Raw genomic sequence first — 13989 nt, 5'->3', positions numbered from 1 at the left:
TAAAAAATCCTGAAATGCAATAGGAATAAAGTGAAAACGCATTTATTGCCTTTACTTTTGTTTGCATTTTGTGCTTTTTTGGCAAGAGTCGTACAGCCAGGTTCGGTTTCGTACTTTTTGGGGGGTAGGGTGAAGTTCAGGGATGAAAGAAAGTTGGCATTACTGATTGGGATGTTAGTTTTGCCGTTCACAACGGTTTCTGCCGCACTACTCTCTCCTGCGGATCGTAATACCATTCAGCAGCAACAACAGCAGCTACTTAATGAAAACCAGCGCCAGCGTGAAGAGCTGGAGCGTAGCGTTACGCTGCCCGAAGCCGTCACGCCGGAAACGCCAGCCCGGACTGAAGGACCATGTTTTATGATTTCGCGCATTGATATTGACGGCGCAACGAAGTTGTCCGTCGCTGCCTCGGCAAAGCTTACCGAGCCGTGGGTGAATCAATGCCTGGATATTCCTCGCCTGACGGAACTGACAAATGCAATTTCCGACTGGTATATCAGCCGAGGTTACATCACCAGTCGTGCCTTTTTAACCGAACAGGATCTCTCCTCTGGGGTGCTGCACATTGCGGTGCTTGAGGGAAAATTGCAGCAAATACGTCTGGAAGGTGTCCCATCGCGCACGCTGAAAATGATCTTTCCTGGGCTGGAAGGAAAGATTCTCAATCTGCGTGACATTGAACAGGGTATGGAGCAGTTGAACCGGGTTCGCCAGACGCCGGTGGAAATTGAAATTTTGCCGGGCAGCCAGCAGGGGTTATCAATAGTTAATCTGAGCGCCACGCCTGAATTCCCCGTTAACGGCTCCGTCAGTTTTGATAACAGCGGACAAAAGAGTACCGGAACCGGACAACTAAGCGGGGCATTATTTTTCAATAATATGCTTGGGCTGGCGGATAAATGGTTTATCAGCGGCGGGCGTAGCAGCGATTTTTCGAGCAGTAAAGATGCGCAGAACGTTGCTGCTGGTGTGAGTGTTCCTTACGGCTACGGATTGCTGGATTACAGCTACAGCTGGAGTAACTATCTCAGCACCATTAATAACAATGGCTATGCCTGGCGCTCCACTGGTGACAGTGAAACCCATCGTCTGACCGGCTCCTGGGTTTTGTTTCGCAACGGTGATATCAAAACCGCAGCATCGCTGGGTCTCACGCATCGAATCAACCGTAACAGATTGAACGATGTGCTGCTGGAAACCAGTAGCCGCAAGCTTTCCAGCGTTTCGCTGGGTATCAACCATACGCAAAAAATTGCGTCCGGCGTTGCGACGTTTAACCCCACATTCACCCAGGGCGTGCCGTGGTTTGGCGCAGAGGATGACAATGATAAACAGGGTGATGTGCCAAAGGCAGAATTTCGCAAATGGAGCGTCAGCGGCAGTTTTCAGCGCCCGCTGACAGAAAAACTGTGGTGGCTGAGCAGCCTCTATTTTCAATGGTCACCGGACCGCCTTTACGGCAGCGAACGCCTGACGCTGGGCGGTGAAACATCGGTACGCGGCTATAAAGAACAATACATTTCAGGAGATAACGGCGGCTACTGGCGCAACGAAGTGAATTACTCGCTTTTTACGCTGCCGGTGTTGGGACAGATTGGCGCGATAGCGGCATTCGACGGCGGCTGGCTGAAACAAGATAGCGTTGACAGGTATGCCTCTGGCACGTTGTGGGGGGCCGCGCTGGGATTAACCAGCTCAGGGCGCTGGTTCTCCAGTCAGTTTACCGTAGGAACACCGGTGAATTATCCGGACTGGCTGGCACCGGATCATCTCAATGTGTATTACCGCGTTGCGGTGGCTTTTTAAGGAACAAGGATGATGAAAAAGGATCAGGTTCGTTTCTCCCAGCGTTTGCTAAGTGGCATGTTGAGTTTCCTGCTGGCTACCCAACCACTGCTCCCGGCGATGGCTGCCGCCATCACGCCTGAAGGCAATACGCAGATGGATAAAGCCGCCAATGGTGTTCCGGTGGTGAATATTGCCACGCCGAACCAGTCCGGGATTTCACACAACAAATATAACGACTACAACGTGGGAAAAGAGGGACTGATCCTCAACAACGCGACCGGGCAATTTACCCAAACCCAGCTCGGCGGCATCGTCCAGAATAACCCGAACCTGCGTCCCGGAAAGGAAGCATCAGGGATCATCAACGAAGTTACCGGCGCTAACCGTTCGCAGCTACAGGGCTATACCGAAGTCGCGGGGAAAGCCGCCAACGTCATGGTCGCCAACCCCTACGGCATTACCTGTAACGGGTGCGGGTTTATCAACACGCCTAACGCCACACTGACTACCGGTAAACCGGTGATGGATGCTAACGGTAACCTGCAGTCGCTGGATGTGAGCAAAGGCAGCATTACCATTGAAGGCAAAGGGCTGGATGGAAGCCAGAGCGATGCGGTGTCAATTATTGCCCGCGCCACGGAAATTAACGCAGCGCTACACGCCAAAGATCTGAATGTTATCGTCGGCGCGAATCGCATCGCGGCGAATGGCCAGACGAGCCCGCTGAATGGCGAAGGAGAAGCACCGAAAATCGCGGTAGACACTGGCGCATTAGGTGGGATGTACGCTAACCGTATTCATCTGGTCTCCAGCGAGAAAGGGCTGGGGGTCAACCTCGGGGATCTGAATGCCCGCCAGGGTGATATCACCCTCAATGCTAACGGGAAATTAACGATCGGCAACAGTCTGGCAAACGGTGGTCTTTCTGCCAGGGGAGAAGGTGTCACGTTGACCGGTAGTCATAAGACCGCAAGCGGGATGGCCATCAACAGCACCGGGGCGTTAGCGCTACAAGGTGCAAATCTCTCCAGTGGTGCAGGCATGCTGCTGGGTAGCGATGGCAAGATGACGATCGATGGTGGCGGGGTTGCCGCAGCTGGAGAGTTGCAGATTACGGCTAAACAGGATGTAGCCATTGCCGCAACCACTCTGGTTAGCCAGAAAAACACCTCACTGCGTAGTAACGGTTCGCTGACAATCACCGACGGCAGCCTGACCAGTAAAGAAAAACTGGATGTCGCGGGCACTAATGGGATGACGCTGACCCGTTCCACGCTGGGGAGTGATGCTGATGTTAGCCTTAACAGTCACGGCAATCTGTCGGCTAAAGGGGGATTGCTCTCTGCAGGTAACGGACTCACGCTGAAGGCACAGCGCATAGCACTGGATAACGCCAGTCGGGCCGATGCGAAAGGAGCATTAAGCCTGGCCGGTAGCGAAATGAACAACCAGGGACAGGTCAATGCGGGAGGCGCGTTGTCTCTTTCCGGTGACCACCTCGTGAATGGTGGTCAACTGGCTGCGAACGGCCATCTTGATGCGTCGGTAACCCGCCTCGAAAATGGGGGGCTGATGCAGGGTAACAGCGTATCGATCCATAGCGGGTCGCTGGATAATAGGGGCACGCTGGCGAGCGGTGGCCTGCTTTCAGTACAGACAACAACGCTGAACCAACAGGGCACCCTCAGCGCGAAAAACGATGCGGATATCCGGGCAGATGCCACGCTGCTAAACGGTGGAACGTTGCTCTCTGATGGCTCATTAACGGTGCAGGCCGCGACAGTTGAACAATATGGCGTCCTCTCTGGCAGCCGGGGGGTGACAGTCAATGCTGAAAACCTCACCGCCGCGAAAGATTCGCTGATCGCCGGGCAACAGGGCATACAGTTAAACGCTGCGCAAAACCTGAACCTGAACGGTCAGGTTAATGCCGCTGGTGCGCTTAACGTGGGCGCAAAGCAGCTGACTACTGGCAAGGACGGCCATCTGCAGAGTGGTCTGGACCTTGCGATTACCGGCAACAGCGTCACGCTGGACGGTGTACAGGCGGCAAAAGGTTCGCTGGACGTAACGGCGGACAGGCTCAGTCATGGCGGAAAATCCACCGGGACACGCGTTGGTTTCAGCGCGCAGCAGTCAGTTGATAACCAGGGTGAACTGCTGGCCGATACCCTGATGCTCAGCGCGGCGACGCTGACTCATAGCGGTAGCGCCAGCGCTGAACGCATCTCGATTATTGCCCCTGAACTTTTCACCAGCAGCGGCTCTCTGGTAGCCGAAACGCTAGCTCTTCACAGTCAGCATGTTGTGAATAGCGGTCTGATGCAGGGCAACGCGGCAATGGACCTGCAGATTGATACGTTAGATAACCTTAGCGGCGGCTCGCTCTATGCCCGGCGTTCTCTGGCGCTGGATATACCGTATCTGACCAACCATGGGCTGATTACTACCGACGGTTCATTGCACCTCAACGGTCGCCAGTTGGTTAATGGCGGAGAAATTAACGGCGTTGATCTGCAAAGTGAATATGCGACGGTAAAAAACGAAACCGCGGGGCGCCTGCTGGCGGACACGTCATTATCTGTTAACGGACAGAAGACAGATAACCTCGGACTCATGGCCGCCGATACGCTTGTGCTGAACAGTCGGGACGTGAATAACGACGGCAATGTGCTGTCGGTGGGGGAATTAATCCTGAAGAATCAGACCCTCCACAACGCCGGCTTGCTGCAGGGCAGCACGCTGAATCTGGAAGCAAATACGTGGCAAAACAGCGGTAATGCGTTGGGTGAAACAGGGGTAGCGGCAACGGTACACGACGTGTTCACTAACCAGGGCAACGTACTCAGCCAACAGGGTATGACCGTGCATGCCGCCAGCGTGAATAACGGCGGACTGCTGGCGGCGAAGGTGCTGGCATTACACGGCGATCTCAGTAACAGCGGGATCCTGCAGGGGAATCAGATGCTCGGCTGGGATGGCAATCGCTTCACTAACCTTGCGGGTGGGCAGGTAACCAGCGGCGAAGCGTTGCATCTTAGCGGAAAGCGTATCGACAACGATGGCCAACTGGAGGCCCGTACGGCGGCGATTACGCTGGACATCCTGCGGAACGGCGGCAGCATTCAGGCTCAGAATAGCCTGAAGATCACTGCCAGCGAGCGACTGGACAATCAGGGAGCGCTGCGCAGTCTGAATCTGTTCGAACTGGCTGCAGCGCAGTTGTTTAACGACAAAACGATTGCAGCAAAATCCCTTAGCATTTCCGCGCCGGAGCTTATGAATAACGGCACTGTGCAGGGTAATTCGGTGCTACAGCTCACCACCCGCAATCTGTTTAATGGTCAGCAGGGACAACTGGTTAGCGGCGCGGGGCTGGATTTAGGCCTCGACACGCTGGAAAACCACGGTCTGCTGTTGACGAATACCGACTTCACGCTGCGCGGCAGCACATTAATTAACGCCGGTGATATTCAGGCCGATTCCCTGGATCTGACGTTGGCAAACTCAGTTGAAAACCAGGGTAACCTGGTGGCGAAACAGGGGGCGTCGATAAATACCGCCTCTCTGGATAACCGCGGTACGCTGGCGGCGAAAAGTGTCACTCTGGATGGAAAATCTATCCGTAACAGCGGTCTGGTTCAGGGTAATGACAGTACCACGGTTTCTGCGAATACCTTCACCACGGATGCCACTGGTAAATGGCTGGCCGGTAATGCGCTGTTGGTGCATACCAGTGCGATGGAAAACGCCGGCGTACTGCAGGGCGATGTCCTGACATTCACTGCCGACTCGCTGAATAACAGCGGCGTGCTTAACGGTTTACATGGCCTGGAAGGCAAGCTATCCGGGCGACTTATCAACCCCGGATACATTCAAAGTGGCGGCGCACTGACGCTGACGGCTGATGATATCAACAGCGCCGGGCGTATTGCCGGTGACAGGCTGACACTTGCAGCCTCGACGCTAAACAATACTGGCCTGTGGCAGGGGACGAACGGGCTTGCAGTGTCTGGCGATGTGCTCACGACGGGTATAACGTCCCGTACGCTGAGCGGTGGCGCGTTGACCTTCGATGTCGGCAATATTACGACGCAGGGAACGCTGCAGGGGCAGCAACTTACGCTGACCGCTGATGACTGGCTGCACAAAGGCTCGCTGATAAGCCTGGGTAATCTGACGGCGACTGTAAACAACGGCCTTACCACGTCAGGCGACATGATGAGTCATGGCGGAATGTCACTGACCGCGCAGCAGCTTGATAACAGCGGAAAGCTGCTCAGCGAAAGCGACGTAACGCTCGACGGCGCACAGCTTGATAACCGCGGCACGGTACAGGGAAATACCCTGACCCTGCAGCAAAACCGGATCCACAACCAGGGCACGCTGACCGGCCTGCAAAGCCTGACGCTGGAAGCACGTCAGCGTCTGATGGCGCGCATGGCGATGGCTTCACCGCAACAGGAATTGATTAACGCAGCAGGTGGTTCACTACTGACGCAGGGAACGCTAAAACTCACGTCTGGCGATGTGACGAATAATGGTACATGGCAGGGGCAGTCGATTCTGCTCAATGCGCAAGCGCTGACAAACAATGGGGCAATACACAGCGCCGACGCCCTGCAGCTTACGCTCGCGAATAACCTGACTTCTGCGGTTGGCAGCAAAATTACCGCGCTGGGTAACGCGACGCTACAGGCGCTTTCTCTGACTAACGCCGGGCAATGGACGGCGAAAAATCTTACGCTGAAGGGGACAACCCTCGATAACAGTGCGGCAATTAGCGGCGTAAATGCGCTCACGCTTGCCATGAACGGCGCGGTCAGGCAGCAGAAAGCGGGCAGTATGCTGAGCGGCGGCGCGTTGGATCTGAATGCGGCGTCAGTCACCAACGAGGGCAAAATTCAGGGGGCGACGCTGGGCATGACGTCCGGCACATTGACCAACAGCGGACGCCTACAAGGGGATAATGGCGCAACGCTGTCGCTGAGCAGCGATTTGATAAACCAGGCTTCCGGGGAGATTGTCAGCCGTCAGGGGCTGACACTTTCTACTCCAGTGCTGTCCAACTACGGTTTAATGCAGGGCGGTGGAGAGACCCATCTTAACGCCACAGCTCGCGCGCTCAATGACGGCAAACTGCTTTCCGGCGCGGGAATGACGCTGACCACGCCGCAGTATTCCGGCGCAGGCTGGTTACAGGCGACAAACCTCATTCTGAATGCGGCAACGGCCGCCAATGGCGGGAACTGGCTGGCCGACAGCGCCACGCTTACAGGTAACAATTTTACCAACCAGGGAACGACGCAGGCCGGTCGACTGGCGGTGAAATACACGCAGGTGACGAATAACGGTACGCTGTTGGGCAACTCGCAACTGAGTGTTAATGCCAGTCAGGTTAATCAGAATGCGGCAGGCAAACTGTTCAGCGGTGGCGATCTGACCGTTGAAAGCCACGGGCTGGATGCGTTGGGGCAGGTGGTTGCGCTGGGTAATCTGACGCTGAAACTGGTGAATGGCTTTACTGCGCAAAGCGCGTTTGCCGCGGGTAAAACGCTGACCATGACCAGCGAGGGTGCTATCGACAACCGTAGCGTGCTTCAGGGGCAGTCGCTCAACCTGACGGCGGGCGGGCAGCTCAGCAATAACGGGCAAATCACAACGGGCAACGGTGCGAGCCACCTCAGCGGCAGCAACGTGGCGCTCAATGCCGCCGGAACGTTACAGGGCGGTGGGGATATTACGCTGACCAGTCGCGGTAATATTTCAGTCGATGGTTTCACCGGCACGCGTGGTTCTCTGACGCTCAATGCGCCTGGCGCTATCGTTAATACGGCGCTGTTGTACGCGGCAAATAATCTGGCGCTTTATGCCAACACCATTACCAACCAGCGCGGCGATATCCTTGCAGGCAACAATCTGTGGATGCAACGAGATGCGGCGGGAAATGCCAACAGCGAAGTGGTCAACACCTCCGGCAATATCGAAACCCAGAACGGTGATATCACCATCAAAACCGGGCATCTGCTGAACCAGCGGGATGGGTTGACGATTAACCAGTCCGATAAAAACTATCCGGATGCTGTTCCTGCTCCGGAAAAGTATCCTGCTTACTCCAGCTCTCTGGGCCAATATGCGGATTTTGCTGTCAGTCTGAACGAGTGGATTGACCGGGGTGATAATGTCGTCTGGAAGGAGTGGGAGCGTTGTACAGGTGGTAAGAATGACAACTGCCGGACTGGCGTTTCTTACCTTCTTACTGGTAATGATATCCGTCAGTTTGTACAGAGTGAGTCGGTTGTCACGGTCTCTGTGACGGGGGGGGCAGCCCGTATTGTGGCCGCCCGCGATATTATTGTTGATGCCAGTAACCTGGATAATCGCGCCAGCCAGATACTGGCCGGACGCAATGCAGGGCTTACCGGAGAAATACTGAATAATCTCTCCGCTGAGAGCGGGCGGCGAGTAACTTATATTCAGGCAGAATACCGTTGTGAATGGTTCAGTAATGAGTGCGGCAGTGAGGATTGGCGCCCACTTTCTGGTGAGGGGGATAAATGGTACTGGTGGCGGGACAAAGAACGTGACAGGACATCGGTCTCTTATATCCTGGGTGAAAGAAAAACTGAGTTTGTCGCTGATGGTGATGCTTATCGTGCGGTGATAAGCGCAGCTGGCAATATCAGCGCGATGTTCACTCATAACATCAGTAATACCAATACAACAGCAAACAGTGGAGTTGGCACCACTATTTCTGTGCCAACCCTCAACACCCTCAGCAACCAGACCATTGGCGCCGGGGGGCAAAAACAGGCGCTGGCAGACAATGACACGGTGAGCGTCAGTTCCCCACAGTGGAACGACCAACTGCAGGATGCATTACAGCAGATTACCGGCGGCGGCGCGCTGGAAAGCGGTGGCGTATCAGACGCCACGCTCAGTTCTGTTTCTACCACGCAGAAAGGTGATGCCAGCCTCGGTCAACTCAATGGCCTGATTAACCCAGGCGAGAAGGGCGTGAATACCGCCGGGCAAAATCAGGGCAAAACGGTGGATACCAGCGCGTATCCGTTGCCTTCCGGAAAGAACGGTTATTTCGTCGTCTCCGACGATCCGAAAAGCCCGTACCTGATCAACGTCAACCCGAAACTGAATGGTCTTGGTCAACTCGATCCCAGCCTGTTTGGTGATTTGAATGCCATGTTGGGTATCAAACCGGGCGAAGCGCCGCGTGAAACTAACGTTGCGTATACCGATCAAAACCAGTTTCTGGGATCGGCCTATATGCTCGATCGTCTCAAACTGAACCCGGAATATGACTACCGTTTCCTCGGTGATGCGGCATTCGATACCCGCTATGTCAGTAACGCCATGCTGAATAAGACGGGAAGTCGTTACATCAACGGTATAGGTTCTGACCTGGAGCAGATGCGTTATCTGATGGACAGCGCTGCCAGTACCCAGCAGTCGCTGGGGCTGAAATTTGGGGTGGCCCTGACGGCCGATCAGATAGCGTCCCTTGAGCACAGCATGCTGTGGTGGGAAGCCGCGACCGTCAACGGTGAGACGGTAATGATACCGAAGCTGTATCTCTCGCCGAAAGATATCACGGTGAGCAACGGTAGCGTCATTGCCGGGAATAATGTTCAGCTTACCAGCGGGAATATCACCAACGCTGGCAGTACGCTGCTGGCGAGAAACGATCTCACTCTCGACAGTCAGAACAGCATCAGCAACCTTAACAATAGTCTGATGCAGGCCGGGGGCAACCTTGAGCTGAGTGCGATTGGCGATATCAACAACGTCAGCTCCGCCATTAGCGGAAAAACGGTGACGCTGGAAAGCCTGGGCGGCAACATCAATAACCTGACGCTGGCGGAGCAGATTGATGTAAGTGCCAGGGACAAATACCGCAATGTGAGCTTTAAAGATACGTTGCTAGGTTCTGTGGCGTCCATTACCGCGCAGGACGGATTGTCGCTCTCGGCAGGCAAGGATATCACCGTTACTGGCGCGAATCTCTCTGCGGGTGGCTCATTGCTGATGGCTGCGTGGGGAGATATTGCGGTAAATGCCAACCAGATTAACGATGCCCGGAGCCATTCCGGACGCAGGGTCACAGAGACCGGTCGTTCGTCCGTGGACTGGCAGGGGAGCACCATCAGCGCGGGCGGTAACCTCGGTATCAATGCCGGGAATAACCTCAACGTCACCGCCAGCAATGTTAACGCGGGAGGGAATGCTCAGCTTACAGCAGGTAACGATCTCAATCTGAATGCGGCCACCACTCAGCAGAATAGCCGTAACGGCGGCAGTGAATCGCACAGCACCGGGCTTTCCCGTACCACCGTCTCAGCGGGTGACAATCTGGTGTTAAAAGCGGGTCAGGATATTAATTCTCACGCGGCCGGGCTGGCAGCGGAAAATGATGTGGGTCTGCTGGCCGGGCGTGATGTCAACCTGCTGGCTGAAGTAACAACCGACGGCGACAGCTATCGTGCGAAGAAGAAAACCGTGGTCAATGACGCCGTACGCCAGCAGGGGACGGAAATTGCCAGCGGTGGCGACACGGTCATTATCGCCGGGCGCGATGTGAGTGCGCAGGCAGCGGATGTTACGGCGCAGGGCGATATCGGCGTCACGGCAGGCCGGGATGTGAATCTCACGACCGCCACAGAGAGCGATTATCACTACCAGGAAACCACGAAAACCAAAAAAGGATTCCTCAGTAAAAAGACTACCCATACGATTGAAGAAGACAGTGCTACGCGGGAAAAAGGCGCGTTGCTGAGCGGGGACAATGTGGCTGTCGCCGCCGGGAATAACATTCTGGTACAGGGCTCAGCCGTTGCCGGTGACGGCAATGTGGCGCTGGGGGCTGGCAACAATGTGGATATCGTTGCTGCCACCAATACGGATACCTCATGGCGCTTTAAAGAGACGAAAAAGAGCGGGCTGATGGGGTCGGGCGGGATCGGCTTCACCATCGGTAGCAGTAAAACGACGCACGATCTGCGCGAAAAAGGCACCACCCAAAGCGAGAGCTTCAGTACGGTCGGTTCTACGGGGGGCAACGTCAGTATCACCGCAGGCCAGCAGGCACATATCGGCGGCGCGGATATCATCGCCCAGAAAGATATTGCTGTTCGCGGCGATAGTGTACTTATTGAACCGGGACACGACAAACGCACCCGAGATGAGAAGTTTGAGCAGAAAACCAGCGGACTGACGGTGGCGTTGTCAGGGGCTGTGGGCAGTGCGGTGAACAGCGCGGTTTCAGCAGCGCAGGATGCGAAAGATGAGAGTGACGATCGTCTTGCGGCTCTGAAGGCAACGAAAGCGGCGCTTTCCGGCGTGCAGGCTGCGCAGGGGGTTGCAGTTGCTCAGGCTGGCGGCGATCCGAATAACGGTATAGGCGTCAGCATTTCTCTGACTTCCCAGAAATCAAAGTCTGAGCAGCATGCCCGGAGTGATACTGTGGCAGGCAGCACCCTGAATGCAGGCAACAATCTGGCTATTACGGCGACGGGTAAAGGTCAGAGCGGGAACAGCGGCGATATTCTGATCGGCGGCAGCCAGATAAAGGCGGGTGGGGACACCACGCTTGCAGCAGCGAATGATATCGTACTGAGCGGTGCGGCAAACACTCAACAGACAACCGGGAAAAATAGCAGCAGCGGCGGCGGTGTAGGGGTCAGCATTGGCGGAGGAACCAATGGCTATGGTATCAGCGTCTTCGCCAACGTGAATGCGGCAAAAGGACATGAGAAGGGTAACGGCACGGCGTGGACGGAGACCACGCTGGACAGCGGTGGCATTGTATCGATGACCAGTGGTCGCGATGCCCTTCTGAATGGCGCGCAGGTCAGCGGCGATAAAGTGGTCGCGGATATTGGTCGCGACCTGTGGATGAGCAGCCAGCAGGACAGCAACGACTACAAATCGAAGCAGAACAGCGTAGCGGCAGGCGGCAGTTTTACCTTCGGTAGCATGACCGGTTCGGGCTATATCAGCGCCAGCCAGGACAAGATGAAAAGTACTTATGACTCGGTTCAGGAGCAGACAGGGCTTTTTGCCGGCGATGGCGGATTTGATGTGACGGTGGGACGTCACACGCAACTGGATGGCGCGGTAATCGCTTCGACGGCAACGGGGGATAAAAGCAGCCTGGATACCGGAACGCTGGGGTTCAGGGACATTCATAACGAAGCGGATTTTAAGGTCAGTCATTCAGGCGTCAGCCTGAGCGGCGGCGGTTCTTTTGGCAGCGACGCGTTCAAAGGCAATATGCCGGGTGGAATGATTTCAGCGGGTGGCAACAGCGGGCATGCGGAAGGAACTACGCAGGCGGCGGTAGCGGAAGGAACAATTACGGTTCGTGATACAGCGAACCAGCAGCAGGATGTATCCGGTCTGAGCCGTGATACGGAACATGCGAACGACAGCATCAGCCCGATTTTTGACAAAGAGAAAGAGCAGAAGCGGCTGCAGACGGTAAGTCTCATCGGTGATATTGGCGGTCAGGCAGCGGATATTGCCAGAACACAGGGAGAGATAAATGCGCTGAAAGAGGCGCGCAGGGACAATCCGAATCTGCCTGCGGATAAGCTGAAAGATACGCCGAAGTATAAGGAAGAACTGGCGAAGTATGGCACGGGCAGCGATATTCAGCGGGGGATTCAGGCGGCAACGGCGGCGCTTCAGGGGCTGGCTGGCGGTGATATGGGGGCCGCGCTGGCGGGGGCGTCGGCACCGGAGCTGGCGCATCTGCTTAAATCGACAGAGGGCAATACTGCGGTAAATGTCATTGCCCACGCGATATTGGGCGGCGCAGTGGCGGCGATGCAGGGCAACAGCGCGGCGGCGGGCGCAGCGGGTGCGGCAACGGGTGAACTTGCGGCCCGGGCGATTGCAGGTATGCTGTATCCTGATGTGACTGACCTGTCGCAACTGAGTGAGGATCAGAAGCAGACCATCAGCACGCTGGCAACGATATCAGCAGGGATGGCCGGTGGTCTGTCGGGCGATAGCACGGCGTCGGCGGCTGCCGGGGCGCAGGCCGGGAAAAATGCGATTGAGAATAACTATCTGAGCTACGACGAGGCTCATGCTTTTGACAGAGAAATGACTGCCTGTCGTAAAGCCGGTCGTGAATGCGGAGATATTCAGAACAAGTATGCTGTAATTAGTGCTGATAACCGGCTGAAATTGCATATTGATTTGGCTGCCGACCCTCTGACGGCGCTGTCCGGGGAAGATAAATGGAATATTGAGGGCGGACTTAGCGCGGCAGGTCGGCCTGGCTGGCTGTATGGTTCGCTGGAAAACCCGGATGTGAAGGACTACGTCATTGAAGGTAACCGCTACGACTTAAACTATCTGAATAGCAATACGTCACAGGGTGATAGAGCTCTGGCTTTCTTCGGTGAGCCAGAAAATTATTGGGGTACGGTTGCCGGAGCGGGTTCGTTGTTAACGTCATCAGCCACGCTGACGGAAAAATTTGTTAGTGCCGGGCTGAGTTACGGAGCAAATGGGGCTGTCCAGGTTGCAACCGGCAATACCGGTGAGAAGTTCGATTACCTCAGTTTCATGATGTCAGGCTTAACTGGTGTAGGTACAGCCAGGAAAGGATATTACGCTAACCAGTTGTTAGGGGCCGGTAGCGCTTACATGAACAGTCAGATTGAAGGCCAGGACAGTACCGCATCAGTAGTGGGCAGTATGGCCGGTACAGGTTTTGGCTATAATATTGGTGCTTCAATTACTAATAAGTTTGAATCACAGTATATAAAAAATCAGCTAGGAATGGATGCCAGTAAGTATTCACTGAAATATTCGGAAAAATCTATCGGATACGGTATATATCAGGGCGGTCAAATGAGCCCATACCCTGGTATACTGGGTGGTTTTGGTGGTTCTGTAATCTCAGAATGGACTGGCAATGTGACGCAAAAAGAAGCTAATGGAGATAGTAAATGAAACATCCTCTATTAGAACTTATTAAGTTGGTGTTTATACTGGCAGTTACGTTCTCTATTGGAATGGTTGCTAGTACCTGGCTGATCAGTAAAGGAGATGTTCCCTTTTCGGAATATATCTTAGCTGGAAAAATTGGTGCAATTGTTGGTGTGTGGGGAGGGGCAGGAGTTTGGCTACTGCTCTATTTACAAGTACTAAAATATAATCGTAAGTAGT

The 13989-nt window shown here is 54.9% G+C and carries 3 protein-coding genes; all 3 read left to right on the top strand.

Annotated elements, in window-relative coordinates; genetic code table 11:
• Window positions 1-171: 171 nt before the first annotated feature.
• The 3 genes from EHN13_RS17070 to EHN13_RS17060 are packed head-to-tail and all read left to right on the top strand — an operon-like array spanning window position 172 to window position 13988.
• Window positions 172-1809, top strand: coding sequence for a ShlB/FhaC/HecB family hemolysin secretion/activation protein (locus EHN13_RS17070; RefSeq protein WP_124021819.1), 1638 nt, complete (start codon window positions 172-174; stop codon window positions 1807-1809).
• 12 nt (window positions 1810-1821) lie between these two features.
• A complete protein-coding gene (locus tag EHN13_RS17065) occupies window positions 1822-13773 on the top strand; it encodes a hemagglutinin repeat-containing protein (protein WP_249039299.1) in 11952 nt (3983 codons plus the stop codon).
• On the top strand, window positions 13770-13988 hold the full coding sequence (locus tag EHN13_RS17060; RefSeq protein ID WP_061068184.1) for a hypothetical protein: 219 nt from the start codon (window positions 13770-13772) through the stop codon (window positions 13986-13988). Before EHN13_RS17065 ends, EHN13_RS17060 begins: the two co-directional genes overlap by 4 nt.
• Window position 13989 lies beyond the last annotated feature (1 nt).

The sequence above is a fragment of the Citrobacter youngae genome, from assembly GCF_003818115.1.
In the GTDB taxonomy this organism is placed as follows: Bacteria; Pseudomonadota; Gammaproteobacteria; order Enterobacterales; family Enterobacteriaceae; genus Citrobacter; species Citrobacter youngae.
Note: the sequence above shows the minus strand (reverse complement) of the source record. Positions and strands in the feature narration are given on the sequence as shown.